At 54.7% G+C, this 22735-nt stretch carries 20 protein-coding genes and 1 other annotated feature; of the genes, 13 read left to right on the top strand and 7 right to left on the bottom strand.

All coding sequences use genetic code 11. The features are described from left to right. Nucleotides 1-6 precede the first annotated feature (6 nt). On the top strand, nt 7-648 hold the full coding sequence (acrR, locus tag AC1MKH_RS05885) for a multidrug efflux transporter transcriptional repressor AcrR (RefSeq protein ID WP_276222338.1): 642 nt from the start codon (nt 7-9) through the stop codon (nt 646-648). Between the two features lie 130 nt (nt 649-778). Continuing rightward, nucleotides 779-4132 (top strand): mechanosensitive channel MscK, encoded by a 3354-nt coding sequence (mscK, locus tag AC1MKH_RS05890; protein WP_276222340.1) that lies wholly within the window; start codon nt 779-781, stop codon nt 4130-4132. A 137-nt stretch (nt 4133-4269) separates the two neighbouring features. Here the strand turns inward: mscK and rsmS are convergent, their stop codons facing one another. Continuing rightward, nucleotides 4270-4434, bottom strand: coding sequence for a pleiotropic regulatory protein RsmS (gene rsmS, locus AC1MKH_RS05895; protein ID WP_276222342.1), 165 nt, complete (start codon nt 4432-4434; stop codon nt 4270-4272). Between the two features lie 10 nt (nt 4435-4444). Further along, entirely contained in the window at nt 4445-4972 is a 528-nt protein-coding gene (gene priC, locus AC1MKH_RS05900) for a primosomal replication protein N'' (protein ID WP_276222344.1), read from the bottom strand. A gap of 68 nt (nt 4973-5040) precedes the next feature. Here priC and AC1MKH_RS05905 point away from each other — a divergent pair, with 68 nt between their 5' ends. From AC1MKH_RS05905 to hemH, 8 genes are all read left to right on the top strand, one after another. Then, complete coding sequence (locus AC1MKH_RS05905) at nt 5041-5418, top strand: DUF454 family protein (protein ID WP_276222347.1); 378 nt, start codon at nt 5041-5043, stop codon at nt 5416-5418. Between the two features lie 147 nt (nt 5419-5565). Next, entirely contained in the window at nt 5566-6117 is a 552-nt protein-coding gene (gene apt / locus AC1MKH_RS05910) for an adenine phosphoribosyltransferase (RefSeq protein WP_015965525.1), read from the top strand. 93 nt (nt 6118-6210) lie between these two features. Beyond that, nucleotides 6211-8142, top strand: coding sequence for a DNA polymerase III subunit gamma/tau (gene dnaX, locus AC1MKH_RS05915; RefSeq protein ID WP_276222349.1), 1932 nt, complete (start codon nt 6211-6213; stop codon nt 8140-8142). Then, nucleotides 7476-7539 (top strand) — a sequence feature (DnaX frameshifting element). Its footprint overlaps the gene before it by 64 nt. Before the next feature lie 49 nt (nt 8143-8191). Further along, nucleotides 8192-8521, top strand: a complete 330-nt coding sequence (locus AC1MKH_RS05920) for a YbaB/EbfC family nucleoid-associated protein (protein WP_015965523.1) — start codon at nt 8192-8194, stop codon at nt 8519-8521. Further along, on the top strand, nt 8521-9126 hold the full coding sequence (recR, locus tag AC1MKH_RS05925; RefSeq protein WP_276222352.1) for a recombination mediator RecR: 606 nt from the start codon (nt 8521-8523) through the stop codon (nt 9124-9126). The genes AC1MKH_RS05920 and recR overlap by 1 nt, the downstream gene beginning before the upstream one ends. A gap of 108 nt (nt 9127-9234) precedes the next feature. Beyond that, nucleotides 9235-11109: a molecular chaperone HtpG gene (gene htpG / locus AC1MKH_RS05930; RefSeq protein ID WP_276222354.1), complete on the top strand. Its 1875-nt coding sequence runs from the start codon at nt 9235-9237 to the stop codon at nt 11107-11109. Nucleotides 11110-11350: 241 nt separating this feature from the next. Then, nucleotides 11351-11995 carry an adenylate kinase gene (gene adk, locus AC1MKH_RS05935; RefSeq protein WP_149462095.1) on the top strand — a complete coding sequence of 215 codons (645 nt, stop codon included), beginning with the start codon at nt 11351-11353 and terminating at the stop codon, nt 11993-11995. A 171-nt stretch (nt 11996-12166) separates the two neighbouring features. Next, nucleotides 12167-13129 (top strand): ferrochelatase, encoded by a 963-nt coding sequence (hemH, locus tag AC1MKH_RS05940; RefSeq protein WP_276222356.1) that lies wholly within the window; start codon nt 12167-12169, stop codon nt 13127-13129. Here hemH and aes read toward each other — a convergent pair. Then, entirely contained in the window at nt 13126-14094 is a 969-nt protein-coding gene (aes, locus tag AC1MKH_RS05945) for an acetyl esterase (protein ID WP_276222358.1), read from the bottom strand. The two genes, hemH and aes, sit on opposite strands and share 4 nt — an antisense overlap. A 161-nt stretch (nt 14095-14255) precedes the next feature. On the opposite strand from aes, the gene AC1MKH_RS05950 reads away from it, so the two are divergent. Together AC1MKH_RS05950 and AC1MKH_RS05955 are read left to right on the top strand one after the other, a co-directional pair. Next, entirely contained in the window at nt 14256-15560 is a 1305-nt protein-coding gene (locus tag AC1MKH_RS05950) for an inosine/guanosine kinase (RefSeq protein ID WP_276222360.1), read from the top strand. A 49-nt stretch (nt 15561-15609) separates the two neighbouring features. Further along, nucleotides 15610-15909, top strand: coding sequence for a hypothetical protein (locus AC1MKH_RS05955; RefSeq protein WP_276222362.1), 300 nt, complete (start codon nt 15610-15612; stop codon nt 15907-15909). A 230-nt stretch (nt 15910-16139) separates the two neighbouring features. Here the strand turns inward: AC1MKH_RS05955 and ybaL are convergent, their stop codons facing one another. Further along, nucleotides 16140-17816, bottom strand: a complete 1677-nt coding sequence (ybaL, locus tag AC1MKH_RS05960) for a YbaL family putative K(+) efflux transporter (RefSeq protein WP_276222364.1) — start codon at nt 17814-17816, stop codon at nt 16140-16142. A 255-nt stretch (nt 17817-18071) separates the two neighbouring features. Further along, on the bottom strand, nt 18072-19292 hold the full coding sequence (locus AC1MKH_RS05965; RefSeq protein WP_015965515.1) for an MFS transporter: 1221 nt from the start codon (nt 19290-19292) through the stop codon (nt 18072-18074). 174 nt (nt 19293-19466) lie between these two features. On the opposite strand from AC1MKH_RS05965, the gene ushA reads away from it, so the two are divergent. Further along, complete coding sequence (gene ushA / locus AC1MKH_RS05970; protein WP_276222367.1) at nt 19467-21119, top strand: bifunctional UDP-sugar hydrolase/5'-nucleotidase UshA; 1653 nt, start codon at nt 19467-19469, stop codon at nt 21117-21119. Between the two features lie 118 nt (nt 21120-21237). On the opposite strand, the gene ybaK is transcribed toward ushA, so the two are convergent. Both ybaK and AC1MKH_RS05980 read right to left on the bottom strand, forming a co-directional pair. Further along, the gene (gene ybaK, locus AC1MKH_RS05975; protein ID WP_015965513.1) at nt 21238-21717 is read right to left on the bottom strand and encodes a Cys-tRNA(Pro)/Cys-tRNA(Cys) deacylase YbaK; all 480 of its coding nucleotides are present in this window, start codon (nt 21715-21717) and stop codon (nt 21238-21240) included. Between the two features lie 201 nt (nt 21718-21918). After that, a complete protein-coding gene (locus tag AC1MKH_RS05980; RefSeq protein ID WP_276222370.1) occupies nt 21919-22713 on the bottom strand; it encodes a TraB/GumN family protein in 795 nt (264 codons plus the stop codon). Nucleotides 22714-22735 lie beyond the last annotated feature (22 nt).

Consider the following 22735-nt stretch of genomic DNA (forward strand, 5'->3'; position numbering starts at 1 on the left):
CAACCTATGGCACGAAAAACCAAACAAGAAGCCCTTGCGACACGTCAACACATCCTGGATGTCGCCTTACGTCTATTTTCTCAGCAAGGCGTATCGTCAACCTCGCTGGTGGATATTGCCAGGGCGGCAGGCGTAACGCGTGGTGCTATCTACTGGCATTTCAAGGACAAGTCGGATTTATTTGGTGAAATCTGGGAGTTATCAGAATCCAGTATCGGCGATCTTGAGATTGAGTATCGGGCAAAATTCCCCGACGATCCACTCTCAGTTTTAAGGGAAATATTAGTATATATCCTTGAAGCAACGGTTGTAGAAGAGCGTAGACGCTTGATGATGGAGATTATATTCCATAAGTGCGAATTTGTCGGTGAAATGGCTGTTTTACAGCAGGCTCAGCGAAATCTTTGCATGGAAAGTTATGACCGCATAGAGCAAGTGTTAAAAGATTGTATATCCGCACAAATGCTGCCCGCCAAATTGTTAACCCGTCGCGCCGCCATTCTGATGCGCAGTTATGTCTCTGGAATCATGGAAAACTGGCTCTTTGCGCCTGGCTCATTTGATTTGAAAAAAGAGGCGCGTGATTACGTGGCCATTCTGCTGGAGATGTTTCAGTTTTGCCCAACGCTGCATGAGAAATCAGGTTAATCAGAAAATCCGGTATTACCAGGAATAATCCTGGAAAGTGGCGCTATTCCGCCGATTGCAGAAGTGCTATTCTTCGCACGCGTTTATCCCCCGGTTTTCTCCGGCTTTTGCAATCACTCATGTTAAAACTATGCTGCATAACATTCGCTCGCGGAACACATTTTTCGCTTTTATAGTCGTTATTGCATGTCTTTTCTGTGCTGTCACCGCCGCGCAGGCGCGTGCCACAAGCGGCAATGACCTTCCCGATCGTGCCGAAATTCAGGCGCAAATCGATGCTATCAATAAGAAGAAAGATCCCACCCCAGCGGACAAGCTGGAGCTACAGGATCTGACCGAGACCGTCCAGTTCCTGGATAAAATCGATCGCGTCAAAGACGAAACCGTCCAGTTGCAGAAGAAAGTCGATCAGGCCCCGGCGCAGCTGCGCGAAGCCACTGAGAAACTGAATGCGCTGAGCGACGTCGATAATGACGATGAAACGCGTAAAACGCTCTCGACGCTGTCGTTACGCCAGCTGGAAGCGCGCTTAACGCAGATGGTCGATGACCTGCAAAATGCCCAGAACGATCTGGCGACCTACAATACCCAGCTGGTTTCGCTACAAACACAGCCTGAGCGCGTGCAGAACGCCATGAATGCGGCGTCACAGCAGCTTCAACAAATTCGTAATAGCCTGAACGGCACCACGGTAGGGGAAGGCGCGCTGCGTCCTTCTCAGCAAACCATGTTGCAGGTGCAGCAGGCGTTGCTCAACGCGGAACTCGATCAGCAACGTAAAAGCCTGCAGGGCAATACCACTTTGCAGGATACCCTGCAAAAACAGCGTGATTACATTACCGCGTACAGCACCCGCCTTGAGCACCAGCTTCAGCTTTTACAGGAAGCGGTTAACAATAAACGCTTAACGCTGACGGAAAAAACGGCGCAGGAAACCGCCTCGCCGGAAGACACGGCGCGAATTCAGGCAAACCCGCTGGTCAAACAGGAACTGGAAATCAACCACCAGTTAAGCCAGCGCCTGATTAACGTCACCGAAAGCGGTAACCAGCTGGTTCAGCAAAATATTAAAGTGAAGAACTGGCTCGACCGTGCGCTGCAATCCGAGCGTAACGTGAAAGAGCAGATTGCGGTGCTGAAAGGTAGCCTGCTGCTTTCGCGTATTCTTTATCAACAGCAGCAGACTCTGCCTTCCGCAGATGAGCTGGAAGACATGACCAACCGCATTGCGGACCTGCGTCTGGAGCAGTTCGAAATTAACCAGCAGCGTGATGCCATGTTCCAGAGCGAAGATTTTGTCGCCAAACTGGAAGAGGGGCACGCCAGCGACGTCAACCCTGAAGTGCATGACGCCCTGCTACAGCTGGTTGACGCGCGGCGCGAAGCGCTGGACTTAATTAATAAACAGCTGGGTAACCAACTGATGATGGCTATCAACCTGCAAATCAATCAGCAGCAGTTGATGAGCGTATCGAAAAACCTTAAAGAGATCCTTACTCAGCAAATCTTCTGGGTAAACAGCAACAAACCGATGGGCTGGGACTGGATTAAATCCTTCCCCGGCGCGCTGAAAGACCAGTTTAAGGCGATGAAAATCACCGTAAACTGGGAAAAAGCGTGGCCAGCGGTGTTCATCGCCTTCCTGGCGGGCCTGCCGCTGCTGCTGATTGCCGGACTGATTCGCTGGAAACTGAGCTGGCTGCGCGCATATCAGGCGCGTTTAGCGGAGCAGGTAGGGCAATTACGCAACGACAGCCAGTTGCATACGCCCAAAGCGATTCTCATCGATCTGATAAGAGCCTTGCCAGTGGTATTAGTGATTCTGGCCGTTGGCCTGATTCTGCTGACCATGCAGCTCAACATCAGCGACCTGCTGTGGGCGTTCTGTAAAAAACTGGCAACCTTCTGGCTGGTCTTCGGCGTGTGCTGGAAAGTATTGGAAAAAGACGGCGTTGCCGTACGCCACTTCAATATGCCAGAACAGCTCACCAGCCACTGGCGTCGTCAGATTGTGCGCATCAGCCTTGCGTTGCTGCCGCTGCACTTCTGGTCCGTTGTGGCGGAGCTTTCGCCACTGCACCTGATGGACGATGTGCTGGGCCAGTTTGTTATTCTGCTGAACCTGCTGGTGATCGCCATTCTGGTGTGGCCGATGTGCCGCGATAGCTGGCGTGATAAAGAGTCGCACGGGCTGCGTCTGGTTACGATTACCGTATTGTCGCTGGTACCGATTGGATTGATGGTGCTGACGGCGACGGGTTACTTCTATACCACGCTGCGTCTCTCCGGTCGCTGGATTGAAACCGTCTACCTGGTGATTGTCTGGAACCTGCTTTATCAAACCGTTCTGCGTGGGCTGAGCGTCGCGGCGCGGCGTATCGCTTATCGCCGTGCAGTCGCGCGTCGTCAGAATATCGTGAAAGAAGGCGCGGAAGGTGCGGAGCCGCAGGAAGAGCCGACCATCGCTCTGGAGCAGGTCAACCAGCAAACGCTGCGTATCACCATGCTGCTGATGGTGTGTCTGTTCGCGGCGGCGTTCTGGGGCATTTGGTCAGACTTAATCTCCGTCTTTACCTATCTGGACAGCATTACCCTGTGGCATTACAGCGGCACGGAAGCGGGCGCCAGCGTGGTGAAAAACGTCACCATGGGCAGCCTGCTGTTTGCGGTGATTGCGGCCACCATTGCCTGGGCGCTCATTCGCAACTTACCGGGCCTGCTGGAAGTGCTGGTGCTCTCGCGGCTGAACATGCGCCAGGGCGCATCCTACGCCATTACCACGATCCTCAACTACGTGATCATCGCCGTCGGCGCAATGACGGTGTTTGGCTCGCTGGGTGTTTCGTGGGATAAACTGCAATGGTTGGCGGCGGCGTTATCGGTCGGTCTCGGTTTTGGTTTACAGGAGATTTTCGGTAACTTTGTCTCCGGTATCATTATCCTGTTTGAACGCCCGGTACGTATTGGCGATACCGTGACGATCGGCACTTTCTCGGGAACGGTCAGTAAGATCCGTATTCGTGCGACGACCATCACCGACTTTGACCGTAAAGAGGTGATCATCCCAAACAAAGCGTTTGTGACCGAGCGCCTGATCAACTGGTCGCTCAGCGATACGATTACACGTGTGGTGATAAGCCTGGGCGTGGCGTATGGTTCCGATCTCGATAAGGTGAAAGAGATCCTGCTGAAAGCGGCGATGGAGCATCCGAAAGTGATGCACGATCCGGAGCCGATTGTACTATTCACCACCTTTGGTGCCAGCACGCTGGATCACGAGCTGCGTCTGTATGTGCGTGAACTGCGCGATCGCAGCTACACCGTCGATGAGCTGAACCGCACCATCGATCGTCTGTGCCGTGAAAATAACATCAACATTGCGTTTAACCAGCTGGAAGTTCATCTGCACAATGAGAAGGGCGATGAAGTGACGGAAGTGAAGCGTGATAACAACGGCGGTAACAACCTCGCGATAGCGGATTAATACCTCTGTTGTAGGCCCGGTAAGCGTAGCGCCACCGGGCGGTTGCGCGGCGAGTTTGCCGGATGGCGGCTGCGCCTTATCCGGCCTACGGATTGTGTGATTTTGTAGGCCCGGTAAGCGCAAGCGCCACCGGGCATTTATTCGGCGCGATTGTCCAGAGTCGTTGCCAGCTTCTTCGCGAAATCTCGCTTCACTATCTCCAGCGCGCTTAACACCACATCCGGCGCGATATCGTGACTCTCCAGCAGCATTATCAAATCCACCGCCAGCTTAACGTCATCCGGCGCATTTTCCAGCGACATACTTTCCTCTTTAGCGCGTCAGGCGCGCCAGTACGTTTTCAATGTCCTGCAAAGCCTGTCGGCAACGCGCCAGACGGGCATCAAAGGCGGTAATTTCGCGGCCAAGCCGCTGCTGCTCTTCAAAGGTGGTTGCCTGTTGAAGCTGTTGCTCACGCGTCTGTTTCATCACCAGCAATCGGCGTTCAAACTCCTGGGTTTGCAGGCGTTTGCGCTGCCAGCGCGTTTGTGCGGGTGAGGCGCTATCCCAGGCACGCAGTGTCCAGGCCTCACTTTCCCGGCTGATGGCCTCAATTTGTGCAGCCAGTTGTTCGGCAAGCCAGGCCACCTGCGGAAGCTGATGTTGCTCAACGGCGCGCTGTAACTCGCTGAAATTCTTTTGTGCTTCATTCAGGCACGCCTGTAGCGTGGTGCTGCGGGTGTGGAACAGTTGCCGGTCAAAGCGGGGCGTCAGGGTGGCGTGCTGCGCCAGCGGTGCGATGCGCACTTGCAGCCGGGCAAGCTGGGCTTCCAGCGTTTGTAAAAGCTGCGCTATTTTCACGCCAATCTCCGTCGTATTTTTTATCGGCTATGCTACATTAGCAGCTGGTATTGATAACGATTCTCGCTATGCAACGCACTATTTTAATCATTATTGGCTGGCTGGCGGTAGCCCTGGGCACATTAGGCGTGGTTTTGCCGTTGCTGCCTACCACGCCGTTTATCCTGCTCGCCGCCTGGTGCTTCGCGCGCTCGTCGCCGCGTTTTCACCACTGGCTGCTTTATCGCTCCTGGTTTGGTGGCTATTTGCGCCACTGGCAGAAGTATCGTGCCATGCCGCGCGGGGCAAAGCCTCGGGCTATTATCTTAATTCTGCTGACTTTTGCTATCTCCCTGTGGCTGGTGAAGATGATGTGGGTACGCATACTGTTGCTGGTGATTCTGGCCTGTCTGCTGATTTTCATGTGGCGGATCCCGGTGATTGATGCGGAACAACAAAAGCCGTAAAGCGCATCAATGGTGTTGCAATTCTTATCAGCAGTCAGTAAATTCGACCGTTTTCGAGCACAGGCGCGCCGGTCAAAAGTTAATCAAATGTAACTTTGACCCATTTTGCACGCCTCGAGTAACATCGTTTTAAGCAGGCACAAACCTATGACCGCTACTGCACAGCAGCTTGAATTTCTGAAGAACAGCATTAAAAGCATTCACGACTATCCGAAGCCGGGCATTCTTTTCCGTGATGTCACCAGTTTACTGGAAGATCCGAAAGCCTACGCCCTCAGCATTGAACTGCTGGTGAATCGCTATAAAGATGCGGGTATCACTAAAGTCGTTGGTACCGAAGCGCGTGGTTTCCTGTTTGGTGCACCGGTAGCCCTGGCGATGGGCGTAGGTTTTGTTCCGGTACGTAAGCCGGGTAAACTGCCGCGCGAAACTATCGCGGAAAGCTATGAACTGGAATACGGCACCGATCAACTGGAAATCCATGTTGATGCTATCAAACCAGGCGATAAAGTGCTGGTTGTGGACGATCTGCTGGCGACTGGCGGCACTATCGAAGCGACCGTTAAACTGATCCGTCGTCTGGGTGGTGAAGTGACCGATGCGGCATTCATCATCAACCTGTTCGACCTCGGTGGTGAGCAGCGCCTGGAAAAACAAGGTATCACCAGCTACAGCCTGGTTTCCTTCCCGGGCCACTAAGCAAATCCCGATACTGAGCCTCGCCGTATTGGCGGGGCTGTGATAGCATTACCCCCCTCGTGAATCCACCTTCCAACGTCTCAGAGCCAGCCAATGAGTTATCAGGTCTTAGCCCGAAAATGGCGACCACAAACCTTCGCTGACGTCGTCGGCCAGGAACATGTGCTGACTGCACTGGCGAACGGCTTGTCGTTAGGGCGCATTCATCACGCCTATCTCTTTTCCGGCACCCGTGGCGTCGGTAAAACCTCTATCGCCCGTTTGCTGGCGAAGGGGCTGAACTGCGAAACCGGTGTTACCGCCACGCCCTGCGGCGTATGCGATAACTGCCGTGAAATCGAAGAGGGACGTTTTGTCGATTTAATCGAAATCGATGCCGCGTCGCGTACCAAAGTTGAAGACACGCGCGACCTGCTCGACAACGTCCAGTACGCCCCGGCGCGTGGGCGTTTCAAAGTCTATCTGATCGATGAAGTGCACATGCTCTCCCGCCACAGCTTTAACGCGCTGTTAAAAACGCTGGAAGAGCCGCCTGCGCACGTCAAATTCCTGCTGGCAACCACCGACCCGCAAAAGCTGCCGGTCACCATTCTTTCCCGTTGCCTGCAATTCCACCTTAAAGCGCTGGATGTCGAGCAAATTCGTCATCAGCTTGAGCACATTCTCGGCGAAGAGAAAATTGCCTTTGAGCCGCGCGCGCTACAACTGCTCGCCCGTTCAGCAGACGGCAGCCTGCGTGATGCGTTAAGCCTTACCGACCAGGCCATTGCCAGCGGGGAAGGGCAACTGACCACCGCGTCGGTCAGCACCATGCTGGGTACGCTCGATGATGACCAGGCGCTTTCACTGATTGAAGCGCTGGTCGCCGCCGATGGTGAACGCGTCATGGCGCTGGTCAACGAGGCCGCACAACGTGGTATCGAGTGGGAAGCGCTGCTGGTTGAAATGCAAAGTCTGCTGCATCGCATTGCGATGGTGCAGCTGTCGCCGTCCGCGCTGGGCAGCGATATGGCCCCGGTCGAACAACGGATGCGTGATTTAGCGCGAACCGTACCGCCGACCGACGTTCAGCTCTACTACCAAACCCTGCTGATTGGCCGCAAGGAACTGCCTTACGCACCAGACCGCCGGATGGGTATTGAGATGACGCTGCTGCGCGCGCTGGCCTTCCACCCGCGAATGCCACTGCCGGAGCCGGAAGTGCCCCAGCACAACTTCGCGCCGCAGGCCGCGACGGCAATGATGACGCCGCCACCTGTACAGCAACAGGCTGCGCCTGCGCCACGCGGGCCGGATGTGCCGTTACCTGAATCAACCAATCAGGTGCTGGCCGCCCGTCGCCAGCTTCAGCAGGGCAACGCAGGAGCGCCCAAAACAAAAAAGAGTGAACCGGCAGCCGCTTCCCGCGCGCGGCCGGTGAATAACGCTGCGCTGGAAAGACTGGCTTCGGTAACGGAACGCGTTTCTTCGCGTCCTGCGCCGTCGGCACTCGAGAAAGCTCCGGCGAAGAAAGAAGCCTATCGCTGGAAATCCACCCTGCCGACCCAGGAGGTCAAAGTAGAGGTGGCAACGCCAAAAGCGTTGAAGAAAGCGCTGGAGCATGAAAAAACGCCGGAACTGGCCGCGAAACTGGCCGCTGAGGCCATCGAGCGCGACGAATGGGCCGCGCAGGTGAGCCAGCTGGCGCTGCCGAAGCTGGTTGAGCAGGTGGCGCTGAATGCGTGGAAAGAGCAAAGCGGCAATACGATTTGCCTGCATCTGCGTCCCACCCAGCGACATCTGAACTCGCCGGGCGCGCAGCAGAAACTGGCCGAGGCGCTGAGCACTTTAAACGGCGCACCCGTTGAATTGACTATCATTGAAGATGATAATTCAACCCAGCGAACGCCGCTTGAGTGGCGTCAGGCCATTTATGAAGAGAAACTCGCGCAAGCGCGTGAGGCGATAATCGCGGATAACAACATTCAGACTCTGCGTCGATTCTTCGATGCAGACCTGGACGAAGAGAGTATCCGCCCCATTTGATCGTGAGCCTGGCTTATGGTCGTCACCCTTGAATGAAAGAGAGAAGCCTATGTTTGGTAAAGGCGGTCTGGGTAACCTGATGAAACAGGCCCAGCAGATGCAAGAAAAAATGCAGCAGATGCAGGAAGAAATCGCGAAACTGGAAGTGACCGGTGAATCCGGCGCAGGTCTGGTAAAAGTGACCATCAACGGTGCGCACAACTGCCGTCGCGTGGAAATCGACCCAAGCCTGCTGGAAGATGACAAAGACATGCTGGAAGATCTGGTTGCTGCGGCATTCAACGATGCGGCGCGTCGCATTGATGAAACCCAGAAAGAGAAAATGGCCTCCGTGTCCTCCGGTATGCAACTGCCGCCGGGTATGAAGCTGCCGTTCTGATGCAAACCAGCCCGCTGTTAACTCAGCTTATGGAAGCGCTGCGCTGCCTGCCGGGCGTTGGCCCGAAATCGGCGCAGCGTATGGCGTTTACGCTGCTGCAACGTGACCGCAGCGGCGGAATGCGTCTGGCGCAGTCGCTGACCCGCGCCATGTCGGAAATCGGCCACTGTGCCGATTGCCGCACCTTCACCGAGCTGGAAGTGTGCAACATCTGTTCGAACCCGCGTCGCCAGGAAAACGGCCAAATCTGCGTGGTGGAGAGTCCTGCGGACATCTACGCTATTGAGCAGACCGGGCAGTTTTCTGGCCGCTACTTCGTGCTGATGGGCCACCTGTCGCCGCTCGACGGCATTGGGCCCGATGACATCGGTCTCGACCGCCTGGAGCAGCGTCTGGAAACGGAATCGCTCACTGAAGTTATCCTCGCCACCAACCCGACGGTGGAAGGGGAGGCGACCGCCAACTACATTGCTGAGATTTGTGCTCAGCACGGTGTGGAAGCCAGCCGCATCGCTCACGGCGTGCCTGTGGGTGGTGAGCTGGAGATGGTCGATGGCACCACGCTGTCGCACTCGCTCGCGGGCCGCCATAAGATTCGTTTTTAATCAAACGAGAGCAGGATTTTCTGCTCTCGCTTGAAATTTTCCCCCGCTATCCCCATTTCCCTTTCAACGCATTTTTTACCTTGTAATTGGCATTGAGGTATTTTCGACATGAAAGGACAAGAAACTCGTGGTTTTCAGTCTGAAGTGAAACAACTTCTGCATCTGATGATCCATTCCCTGTATTCCAATAAAGAAATTTTCCTGCGTGAGCTTATCTCTAACGCCTCGGATGCGGCAGACAAGCTGCGTTTCCGTGCGCTCTCCAACCCGGACCTTTACGAAGGTGACGGCGAGCTGCGCGTGCGTGTTTCCTTCGATAAAGATAAGCGTACGTTGACCATTGCCGATAACGGCATTGGTATGAACCGTGATGACGTTATTGACCATCTGGGGACTATCGCTAAATCCGGTACCAAAGCGTTCCTCGAATCGATGGGCTCTGACCAGGCGAAAGACAGCCAGCTGATTGGTCAGTTTGGTGTCGGCTTCTACTCGGCGTTTATCGTGGCCGATAAAGTGACTGTACGCACTCGCGCGGCGGGCGACGCGGCAGAAAACGGCGTCTTCTGGGAATCAGAAGGTGAAGGCGATTACACCGTTGCCGATATCACCAAAGCCGATCGCGGCACCGAAATCACCCTGCATCTGCGCGAAGGCGAAGATGAATTCCTTGATGACTGGCGCGTGCGCTCCGTTATCAGCAAATACTCCGACCATATCGCGCTGCCGGTTGAGATTGAAAAACGGGAAGAAAAAGACGGTGAAACCGTTATTTCCTGGGAGAAAATCAACAAAGCACAGGCGCTGTGGACGCGTAACAAGTCTGAAATCAAAGACGAAGAATATACCGAGTTCTACAAACACATCGCCCATGACTTTACTGACCCGCTGACCTGGAGCCACAACCGTGTCGAAGGGAAGCAGGAGTACACCAGCCTGCTGTACATCCCGTCGCAGGCGCCGTGGGATATGTGGAACCGCGACCATAAACATGGCCTGAAACTGTACGTGCAGCGCGTGTTTATCATGGACGATGCCGAGCAGTTCATGCCGAACTACCTGCGCTTTGTTCGTGGCCTGATAGATTCTAACGATCTGCCGCTGAACGTGTCCCGTGAAATCCTTCAGGACAGCGCGGTCACTCGCAGCCTGCGCGGCGCGCTGACTAAACGCGTCCTGCAAATGCTGGAGAAACTGGCAAAAGACGACGCGGAAAAATACCAGACTTTCTGGAAACAGTTTGGTCTGGTGCTGAAAGAGGGCCCGGCGGAAGACAGCCCGCATCAGGATGCGATCGCTAAGCTGCTGCGCTTCGCGTCTACGCACACGGACTCTTCCGAGCAGACCGTTTCGCTGGCAGACTACGTTTCCCGCATGAAAGAAGGCCAGGAAAAAATTTACTACATCACCGCAGATAGCTATGCGGCGGCGAAAAGCAGCCCGCACCTGGAATTGCTGCGTAAGAAAGGCATCGAAGTTCTGCTGCTTTCTGACCGCATCGACGAGTGGATGATGAACTACCTGACCGAGTTCGACGGTAAACCGTTCCAGTCCGTGGCCAAAGCCGATGAATCCATCGACAAGCTGGCGGACGAAGTGGACGAAAGCGCCAAAGAAGCGGAAAAAGCGCTGACGCCGTTCGTTGAACGCGTGAAAACCCTGCTGGGCGATCGCGTGAAAGAGGTGCGTCTGACGCACCGTCTGACCGATACCCCGGCAATCGTCACCACCGACGCGGACGAAATGAGCACCCAGATGGCGAAACTGTTTGCCGCTGCGGGCCAGGCCGTGCCGGACGTGAAGTACATCTTTGAACTGAACCCGGACCACGTGCTGGTGAAACGCACTGCGGACACCCAGGATGAAGCCCAGTTTAAAGAGTGGGTTGAGCTCCTGCTCGATCAGGCGTTGTTCGCTGAGCGCGGTACGCTGGAAGATCCGAACCAGTTTATCCGCCGTATGAACCAGTTGCTGGTGTCGTAAACCCTTAACCCCTCACCCTAACCCTCTCCCGCAGGGAGAGGGGACCGATTGTGCCCATGGTTCATTTGGTGCCGGTCTTCTCCCTCTCCCTGTGGGAGAGGGCCGGGGTGAGGGCATCAAACCGCACTTTTCCCCCCATTAACCGTTTCAGCGCCGCCCCGCTTCCTTGAGCCAATGGCGCGTTGGTGGTATCGTTTAGCGCTTTTGAAAAATTTAGACAACCTTTGAGGGGATTTTCGCAATGCGTATCATTCTGCTTGGCGCTCCGGGCGCGGGTAAAGGAACTCAGGCTCAGTTCATCATGGAGAAGTACGGTATTCCGCAAATCTCCACCGGCGATATGCTGCGTGCAGCCGTGAAATCCGGTTCTGAACTGGGTAAACAAGCCAAAGACATCATGGATGCTGGCAAGCTGGTTACCGACGAACTGGTTATCGCGCTGGTTAAAGAACGCATCTCCCAGGAAGATTGCCGTAACGGTTTCCTGCTGGACGGCTTCCCGCGTACTATTCCGCAGGCAGACGCTATGAAAGAAGCGGGCATCAACGTTGATTACGTTCTGGAATTCGATGTTCCGGACGAGCTGATCGTTGACCGTATCGTTGGCCGTCGCGTTCACGCGGCATCTGGCCGTGTTTATCACATCAAATTCAATCCGCCGAAAGTGGAAGGTAAAGATGATGTGACCGGCGAAGAGCTGACCACTCGTAAAGACGATCAGGAAGAAACCGTGCGTAAACGTCTGGTGGAATATCATCAGATGACTGCGCCGCTGATCGGCTACTACTCTAAAGAAGCGCAGGCGGGTAACACCAAATACGCGAAAGTTGACGGCACCCAGGCCGTTGCTGCCGTTCGCGCAGAACTGGAAAAAATCCTCGGCTAAGGCCGTTTTGCCGGATGGCGGTGCGCGCACCTTATCCGGCCTGCATTTTTTGTAGGCCTGATAAGCGCAGCGCCATCAGGCAACTATCCGCACCACCTCTTACAGCAATTAGTTTTTCTTCCCCGCTTTTCCGCTACAATTATCAACGATTTGAATCAATGAGAGGCGGTAATGCGTTATAAAAAGACAGGAATTCTGCTGGTAAACCTCGGTACACCCGATGCGCCAACCGCCGACGCGGTTAAACGCTATCTTCGGCAATTCCTCAGCGACCGACGCGTTGTCGATACCTCCCGCCTGTTATGGTGGCCGCTGTTACGCGGTGTGATCCTGCCTATTCGCTCGCCGCGCGTGGCAAAACTCTATCAATCCGTGTGGATGGAAGAGGGCTCGCCGCTGATGGTATACAGCCGCAGACAGCAAAAAGCGCTGGCGGAACGTCTGCCAGACATGCCCGTTGCGCTGGGGATGAGCTATGGCACGCCGTCGCTGGAAAGCGCCGTTAATGATTTGCTGGCGCAGGATGTTGACCATATCGTGGTACTGCCGCTGTATCCGCAATACTCCTGCTCGACGGTTGCCGCCGTGTGGGATGAACTGGCGCGCATCCTGGGTAAAACCCGCGCCATTCCGGGCATCACGTTCATTCGCGATTACGCGACCGATCATGACTATATCAACGCGCTGGCGGGGACGGTGAAGGCCTCTTTTGCGCGCCACGGCGAACCGGATTTGCTGATGCTGTCTTATCACGGCATTCCGCAGCGTTATGCCAATGAAGGCGATGATTATCCGCAGCGCTGCCGCGATACCACGCGCGCGCTGGTTTCCGCGCTGGAAATTGACCCGGATAAAGTAATGATGACCTTCCAGTCGCGCTTTGGCCGCGAACCGTGGCTGACGCCGTATACGGATGAAACGCTGAAGATGCTGGGTGAGAAGGGCGTGAAACACATTCAGGTGATGTGCCCGGGCTTCTCCGCCGATTGCCTGGAGACGCTGGAAGAAATCGCGGTACAAAACCGGGAAGTGTTCCTCGAAGCTGGTGGGGTGAAATATGAATATATTCCGGCGCTAAATGACACACCGGAACATATCGATATGATGCAGGCGCTGGTGACGCCGCATTGCTAGCGAGTATGCAGTTGCTCGACAAAGAAAGCCGCGCCGTCCCGCAGCGCCTGGTCGGCGGTTTTCATCATCCGTGAATAGTGTAAGAACGCGTGCAGCACGCCGGGATACATCACATAACGGCTGGTTTGCTGATGCGCCTGTAGCGTTTGATGCAGCAGGCGGCTGTCGTCAATCAGCGGATCGTATTCCGCGCCGGCGATAAAACAGGGAGGCACGTCACGGGTGAGATCGTTATTGAACAAGCAGTACCACGGCGATTCTTTGTCCTGCGCATCCCGTAAATAGGCGCGTTCGTAGCTTTCCAGATCCTCACGCGTTAACCCGTCCCAGCTTCCGCCCATCAACCGACGGCTGACGGAATCCTGCAAACCATATAGCCCATACCACAGCAGCGTCCCCGCAACATGCCCGCAGTTTATCTGACGATCGCGTAGCCACAGCGCGCTGGCCAGCGCCAGCATCGCGCCCGCAGAATCCCCCGCAAAGCCAATTTGCGTCATATTGATGTGGTGGGCGGTATCGCGGCGCTGAAAGAACTGACAAACGGCGACGATTTCTTCAATCGCCTGCGGATAGCGGGCCTCCGGCGAGAGGGTGTAATCAATGCCAATCACCGTGCAGCCGCTGTATTTTGCCAACAGCCGCATAATACGGTCGTGCGTGTTCAGATTGCCGAGAATAAAGCCGCCGCCGTGCAGATAAAACAGCGTCGCCGGGCTTTCCGGCTGCGGTGAGTAAATCCGTGTTGCCACGGTGCCGTATGGCGTGGGAACCACACACTCGACGGTGGCCATCTCGGGCGCGCCCTCGTTCCAGAATTGTCGTTCGCGCGTGTAGTAATCGCGCTGAATTTCAAGCGTTGCATCGGCGGGCCAGGGCGGCAAGTCGGGCCGCTCAAATTGCATGACCTGCTGCATTTCTGCCGAGATTTTCTCCAGTACGGGGATCTTATTTTCCGCTTTCATCACGCGCTCCTTAGTATCCTCGCGATATTGTAGAGTTCCCAGCGCGGGAAACTGCGATCCCGCTGACCGATATTGAACGCTGACCTGCACGACGTTCGTCGCATGCGGCTGGTGGAATGTGCTACCATTTCCCGCTCGGCTATCCACCAGTAAACAGAATCATGAAATTTCCCGGTAAACGTAAATCAAAACACTATTTTCCCGTTAACGCCCGCGATCCGCTGTTAAAACAAATTCAGCCTGAAAGCGAAAATGGTGTCTCCTGGGTGGTTGGCATTGACCAAACCCTGGTGGATATCGAAGCCAAAGTCGATGACGCGTTTATCCAGCGCTACGGCCTGAGCGCCGGGCATTCGCTGGTGATTGAAGATGATGTGGCGGAAGCGCTGTATCTGGAGCTGGTGCAGAATAACCTCATCACCCATCAGTTTGCCGGGGGAACCATCGGCAACACCATGCACAACTATTCGGTGCTGGCGGACGACCGCTCGGTACTGCTCGGCGTGATGTGCCGCAACGTAGAAATTGGCGGCTACGCGTACCGTTATTTGTGCAATACCTCCAGCCGTACCGACCTCAACTATTTGCAGGGTGTTGATGGCCCGATTGGCCGCTGCTTTACGCTGATTAGCGAATCCGGCGAACGCACCTTCGCGATTAGCCCTGGCCATATGAACCAGCTGCGCCCGGAAAGCATTCCGGAAGCCGTGATCGCGGGCGCCTCTGCGCTGGTGCTGACCTCTTACCTGGTGCGCTGCAAGCCCGGTGAGCCGATGAAAGACGCCACCATGCAGGCGATTGCCTACGCGAAGAAATATAACGTTCCGGTCGTCCTGACGCTTGGCACCAAGTATGTGATTGCCGATAACCCGCAGTGGTGGCAGGCATTTCTCAAAGAGCATGTCTCGATTCTGGCAATGAATGAAGAAGAGGGGCTGGCGCTAACCGGGCTGGATGACCCGCTGTTGGCCTCCGATAAAGCGCTGGACTGGGTGGATCTGGTGTTGTGCACCGCCGGGCCGGTAGGGCTTTACATGGCAGGCTTTACCGAAAACGAGGCAAAACGTAAAACCCAGCATCCGCTATTGCCGGGGGCTATTGCCGAATTCAACCAGTATGAATTCAGCCGTGCGGTGCGTTTTAAAGATTGCCAGGACCCGCTGCGAGTGTATTCGCACATTGCGCCATATATGGGCGGCCCGGAAAAAATCATGAATACCAACGGTGCGGGAGATGGCGCGCTGGCGGCGCTGCTGCACGATATCACCGCTAATAACTACCATCGCAATAACGTGCCGAATTCCAGTAAGCACCAGCATCACTGGCTGACCTATTCGTCGCTGGCACAGGTGTGTAAATATGCCAACCGGGTGAGTTATCAGGTGCTTAACCAGCATTCACCGCGCCTGACGCGCGGCCTGCCGGAAAGGGAAGATAGCCTCGAAGAGGCGTACTGGGAGCGGTAAAAAGAGGTGCCTTATGAAATGCATTTCTGTTCCGTTAAATCAGGAGGCGATGGAACGCCTTGATTATGACTACTGCGTGCCTGGCGATCTTTGGGAATACATTCTAACGGATATGGATGAGCAGGCACTTAGAGAAACAGATATCATCTATTCACTTAATGCATCGCTACATATACTGATCGACGATTATGAAGATGAGTGTGTTATCGGATCGAAAAATCTTCAGTGCATGGCAGCGCTGATCAAACAAAAAATGTTATCCCATCCAGGTAATGCATTTCTTACTCTTTTATTGTCACAAACACGTCGCGCGATAACTGCCAATACTGGCGTGTTTTTCTATTTTTGATTATTTAGGACGTGAGATAAGGCTATGGATAAGGTCTGGATTTCTGGCACAAGTATTTCCGCTCAACCAGGAGCGATGATTTATTCCTGACTTAATCCGTGGTAAATCAGGGATGAAGCCTCTGGCATCTCATTTTGAGCCAGCCCGGTGGCACTTCGCTTACCGGGCCTGGAACGCTTTTGTGAATGAGTAGGCCGGACAAGGCGTAGCCGCCATCCGGCACTCCGGTTTTAGCCTGTCACCGCCTCTTCAAGCGGCGGTTTTTCTAACAACCCCAGCATGGTTTTCGCAATCTCACGTTCGCCCATCACCACCTGATTGGCGCCGCGTTCACTGATATACGCCACCTCATCGTCATAATGTGCGCGGGCGATAATCTCAATGCCCGGGCATTTTTCGCGCGCGGTGGCGACAATCTCACCGGCTTCGTAGCCGTTCGGAATGGTCAGCAGCAGCCAGCGGGCGCAATCCAGATGCGCCAGATTGAGGATCTCTTCATTAGCCGCATTGCCCAATACCGCGCGAATACCGCGCTCGCGCAGTTCATCGACGCGCGTGCGGGAGGTTTCAATCACCACCAGCGGAATACCCTGCGCCATCAGCTTCTCGCCGAGCAGGCTGCCGACGCGACCGTAGCCAACCAGCAGCGCATGATTACAGATGTCCACCGGGATCTGCTTCTCGTCCTCAATCGCTTCTTCAAGCGTTTGCTCTTCCAGCGTCTCGGTTTTCTCGAGATATTTCTCCAGCAGGGTAAACAGAATCGGGTTGAGCATAATCGACAGGATCGCCCCTGCCAGCACCAGGTTCTGCCCGGCCTGCGGCAGCAGATCCAGCGCCATGCCGAGCCCTGCCAGAATAAAGGCGAATTCACCAATCTGCGCCAGGCTGGTGGCGATAGTCAGCGCGGTACGCTGCGAGTGACCGAACAGGCGTACGAGGAAGAACGCCGCTAATGACTTACCGAAGACGATGATTGCCAGCGTGCCGAGCACCGCCAGCGGCTGCTCGATCAGAATCATTGGGTCAAACAGCATGCCGACGGAAACGAAGAACAGCACGGCGAACGCGTCGCGCAGAGGCAGCGTATCGTGGGCCGCGCGGTGGCTCAGTTCAGACTCATTCAGCACCATCCCGGCGAAGAATGCGCCCAATGCAAAGGAGACATCAAACAGCTCAACCGCACCGAAGGCGATGCCGAGCGCTAATGCCAGCACCGAGAGGGTAAACAGCTCACGTGAGCCGGTGGCGGCGCTACGAGAGAGTATCCACGGCACCAGACGACGGCCTACCAGCATCATAATGGCGATAAAGGCGACGACTTTGCCGATGGTAATCGACATGTCCAGCGCCAGCGAAGCCAGCCCAACGTCGCCTTTTTCCATCATACCTGCGACGGCAGGCAGCAGAACCAGCGTTAACACCATCACCAGGTCTTCAACAATCAACCAGCCGATGGCGATTTGCCCACGCTGGCTATCAATGAGTTGCCGTTCTTCCAGCGCGCGCAGCAGCACCACGGTACTGGCGGTGGAAAGACACAGGCCGAACACGATACCGGTCATCAACGACCAGCCGAGCAACGACGAAAGCGCCATACCCAGCAGCGTTGCCACCGCTATCTGTAAAATTGCACCGGGAATGGCGATGGCCTTTACCGCCATCAAATCTTTCAGTGAAAAGTGCAGCCCGACGCCAAACATCAGCAGAATCACGCCCAGTTCCGCCAGTTCAGGTGCCAGTTGCGTATCGGCGACAAAACCCGGCGTGAATGGCCCGGCCAGAACGCCTGCTAATAAATAACCGACTAAAGGAGATATGCGTAATCTGTTGGCAATCATGCCAAGGAAAAATGCGAGAACAAGACCACCAACAATGGTGGTGATAAGCGGTGTGGCGTGATGCATTCCGTCTCCTTTCGTGGTGGTGCGTTGTTCCATTTTTGGCTCAGATGCGTGACATCATCCGGAAAACCAAAAAACCTTGTAATAGTTTATGACAAAATGGGTCATCATGTTTATGAATAAATGTTGAATTTTAATAAAAAAAGGAATTAATGATCGGAATAACCCCAAAAGTGGGATTGGCTGAGGAATAGCAGGGGAAATGCCGCAGTGGCTGGGGAACTACGCAGCCAAAGTTTGACTTTGGCTGCGTGAAAATTACTGTTTTTGTCGGTTATCAGGCAGGAATATGGTCAACATCCCCAGAAGTGGCAGGAAAGCACAGATTTTATAGACCAGTTCGATGCTGGTATGGTCAGCAACCAGCCCCAGTACCGCAGCACCTAAGCCGCCCATGCCGAAGGCGAAACCGAAGAATAAACCGGAAACCATGCCAATTCGGCCAGGTAAGAGCTCCTGAGCGTATACCAGAATCGCCGAAAATGCGGAAGCGAGGATAAATCCAATGATCACCGTTAAAATACCGGTCCATTCCAGCGATGCGTAGGGTAAAACAAGCGTAAACGGTGCAACGCCGAGGATAGAGCCCCAAATAACATATTTACGCCCAATTTTATCGCCAACAGGCCCGCCAATCACGGTTCCCGCCGCGACCGCAAACAGGAAGGCAAAGAGGTGTATCTGCGCATTTTGGATGGATAAGCCAAACTTATGCATCAAATAAAAGGTGTAATAGCTGCTGATGCTCGCCATATAGAAGTATTTTGAAAAAATAAGCATCAGAAGTACGCAAACGGCCAGAATCACCTTATTGCGCGGCAGCGGATTAATAATCGCGGCTTTAGGTTTACCTTTATTAATGCGGTGCTGTGCGGCATACCAGCGGCTGATTTGCGCCAGTACAACAATCGCCAGCAGCGCTGCCAGCACGAACCAGGCGACGTTGCCTTTACCGTACGGGGCAATAATAACCGCCGCCAGCAGCGGCCCTAACGAACTGCCAAAGTTACCGCCAACCTGGAAGATTGACTGCGCCAGGCCATGACGTCCACCGGACGCCATACGCGCCACGCGCGAGGATTCCGGGTGGAAAACTGACGACCCGGTACCGACCAGCGCAGCGGCCAGCAGAACGGTATAGAAACTGCCCGCCAGCGCCAGCAGAATCAGGCCGCTTAGGGTAAAGCACATGCCGATAGGCAGCGACCACGGCATCGGGCGCTTATCGGTCACGTAGCCGACCACCGGCTGAAGCAGCGAGGAGGCGAGCTGGAAGGTGAGGGTAATCATCCCGATCTGCACGAAACTGAGCGAGAATTCAGCCTGTAGCAGCGGGTAGATAGCCAGAATTAACGACTGAATCATGTCGTTAAGCAGGTGAGAGAGGCTGATGGCCCCGAGAATTTTAAACGACGTGCGTGCCTGTTGCTGGGGCGCAGAGGAGCCGGACAGCCCAGGGCTGGTTTCACTGATTGCCATAGATTCCACTTATATTTGATGGTGCGATGTTGGAGATAATCGATGTTGTAATAGTTATCAGCCTAAGATACCTGTCTGCGGCGTATGAAGGAAGTCTCATTTCTAAAATGAAATTCGACTATTCTTTCAGAGCGTTGTAATTTCGGCACTTGTCATTCAATCAGGGAGTGGATCATGAAATTTGTTCGACGGGGCATAGCGCTGGCGATGCTGGCCGCGCTGTCTTTGGCAAGCACAGGCGTTCAGGCCTGGGAAAAAGATAAAACCTATAAAATCAAAATATTACATACTAACGATCATCACGGTCACTTCTGGCGCAGCGAATATGGCGAGTACGGTTTAGCGGCGCAAAAAACGCTGGTGGATGGCATTCGCAAAGAGGTGGCAGCGGAAGGCGGGAGCGTGCTGCTGCTCTCTGGCGGCGATATTAATACCGGCGTGCCGGAGTCGGATTTACAGGATGCAGAGCCCGATTTTCGTGGCATGAATCTGGTGGGTTATGACGCGATGGCGGTCGGTAACCATGAATTTGATAACCCGATGAGCGTGCTGCGCCAGCAGGAAAAGTGGGCGAAGTTCCCGTTCCTGTCGGCCAACATTTATCAGAAAAGCACCGGCGAGCGCCTGTTTAAACCGTGGGCGATCTTTAAGCGCCAGGATCTCAAAATTGCCGTGCTTGGCCTGACGACCGACGATACCGCCCGTATAGGTAACCCGGAAAACTTTACGGATATTGAGTTTCGTAAGCCTGCCGAAGAAGCGAAGTTGGTCATTCAGGAACTTCAGATGAATGAAAAACCTGATTTTATCATCGCCGCTACGCACATGGGCCACTATGACAACGGTAACCACGGCTCTAACGCGCCGGGCGATGTCGAGATGGCGCGCAGCCTGCCTGCCGGGGCGCTGGCGATGATTGTGGGTGGTCACTCACAGGATCCGGTTTGCATGGCGTCGGAGAATAAAAAGCAGGTCGATTATGTGCCAGGCACGCCGTGTGCGCCGGATAAACAGAACGGCATCTGGATTGTTCAGGCCCATGAGTGGGGGAAATACGTTGGGCGCGCCGATTTTGAGTTCCGCAACGGTGAACTCAAGCTGGTGCATTATCAGCTGATCCCGGTGAACCTGAAGAAGAAAGTGACTTACGATAACGGGCAAAGTGAGCGCGTACTTTACACGCCGCAAATCCCGGAAAGCGCGCAAATGCTCTCGCTGCTGAGCCCGTTCCAGAATAAAGGCAAAGCGCAGCTCGGTGTCAAAATTGGTACGGTGAATGGTCATCTGGAAGGCGACCGTAGCAAGGTCCGTTTTGTACAGACCAACCTGGCACGCGTGCTCCTTGCGGCACAAATGGCGCGTACCGGCGCTGATTTCGCGGTAATGAGCGGTGGCGGCATTCGTGATTCTATCGAAGCAGGGGATATCACCTATAAAAGCGTGCTGAAAGTTCAACCGTTTGGCAACGTGGTGGTCTATGCCGATATGACCGGCAAAGAGGTGACGGATTACCTCACCGCCGTGGCGCAGAAAAAACCGGACTCCGGTGCCTACCCGCAGTTTGCCAACGTCAGTTTTGTGGCAAAAGACGGCAAGCTGACGGACCTTAAAATCAAAGGCGAACCGATTGATCCGGCGAAAAACTATCGCCTGGCGACCCTTAGCTTTAACGCCAGCGGCGGCGATGGTTATCCGCAAATTGATAAATTACCGGGCTATGTGAACACCGGGTTTATCGATGCGGAAGTGCTGAAGCAGTTTATCGAACAGAACTCGCCGATAGATGTGAATGCTTACGAACCGAAAGGGGAAGTGAGCTGGGAATAGGGGCCCTCACCCTAACCCTCTCCCGCAGGGAGAGGGGACGGATTGTGCTCAATGCAAATACGAACTCGGTTTTCTCCCTCTCCCTGCGGGAGAGGGCCGGGGTGAGGGGGCCTGGCACTCAATCCCTGCGCGCAATATCCGCGAATTTTGCATCAAGGATCTTCGCCAGATCGCTTGCCGCGAGTTCAATATCCAGCCCGCGCTTGCCACCTGAAACATAGATGGTGGCAAAATCCTGCGCGGGCGCATCAATCACCGTCGGCAGGCGTTTTTTCTGCCCCAGCGGGCTGATACCGCCGACCAGATACCCGGTCGTACGCTGCGCTACCATCGGGTCTGCCATATCGACTTTCTTCGCGCCCAGCGCCTTTGCCACTTTTTTCAAATCAAGCTGCCCGGCCACCGGTGTGACCGCCACGGCCAGATGTTTCATATCGCCATTGATGGCGACCAGCAGCGTTTTGTAGACCTGGTCCGCATTCAGACCCAGTTTGCGCACCACTTCGTCACCAAAGTTGGTTTCGCTCGGATCGTGATCGTAGGCGTGGGTCTGGAAAGAAATTTTGTTTTTTTCGAGTAACTTAACGGCGGGAGTCATAATCATCCTTTCTTACTACTGAACAGATATGCCTTAAGCATACGCCTCTGAGCTGGCTAAAAAATAGTATTATCTTGCGCAATAGTAATGGAAGTGATGATGACTTTGAGCGACAATCAAAGGATCCGGAGTGCGAACTTCGGGATAATAATAATGATGAAATTCCTCTTTGACGGGCCAATAGAGATATTGGCCATTTTTTTATTTCAGCATCTGCGGCAGGTTGCCTTCGCCATACAGATGCAGCGCGCCAACTGCCACCACATAGCGCCCCGGCGGCAGCGCCAGCAGCGTATCGCGCCACGCCTGATTACGCTGCACCATCAACACATCATACAGCGACTGGCTAAAGGTATTCGGCAGCGGTGAGTTTCTGTCGGTCGGCGGCTGTTCCAGCCACCAGCCAATCATCACCTGCAACAACCGTGCGTTGGTGTGCCAGTGGGTGAGGGTGTCCTCCAGCAGCGCCAGCCCGTTATCAGGCAACTGAAGTAACAGCGCAATCTGACTTGATGCGCCTTCCAGCTCCTGAATGGGTAGGGATGCCTGCCGCGCCGCCTGCAAGAGCTGATAATCAATCCCGAAATCCGGGCGCAGGCCCAGCTTTTGCGCCTGCGTTGCCTGCATCACCATCGCGATTTGCCACAGTGGCTGGGTATCGAAACGCGCAAGAGGTATGCCTTGCTCATCGGCCAGTCTTTCCAGCTCGGCAAGCTGTGTTGCCGTCAGGCGTTCGGCAAGGGGAGCACAAAGAGGAAGGTTGTCAAAAGGCGCTTCATTGCCGGAAATATCCGCTTCTACAATCAGCGCGTCGGCCTGCTGAAGCTTTTTTATCAGCTTCGGTGGCAGCGGCGACATATCGCGGGTGCCCATATGAATGCTGCCGACCAGGTGAAGTTCACGCCCGCCAGGTAGGGAAATATCAACGGCGGGCCAGCTATAGGGGGCGCCTCGCAGCGCATGCCACAAGCGTTTTAGTTGATCTAACAGACTCATACGCGCTCCCTTTGAGAAAGGT

The sequence above is a fragment of the Pseudocitrobacter sp. CD920760 genome (assembly GCF_057782505.1).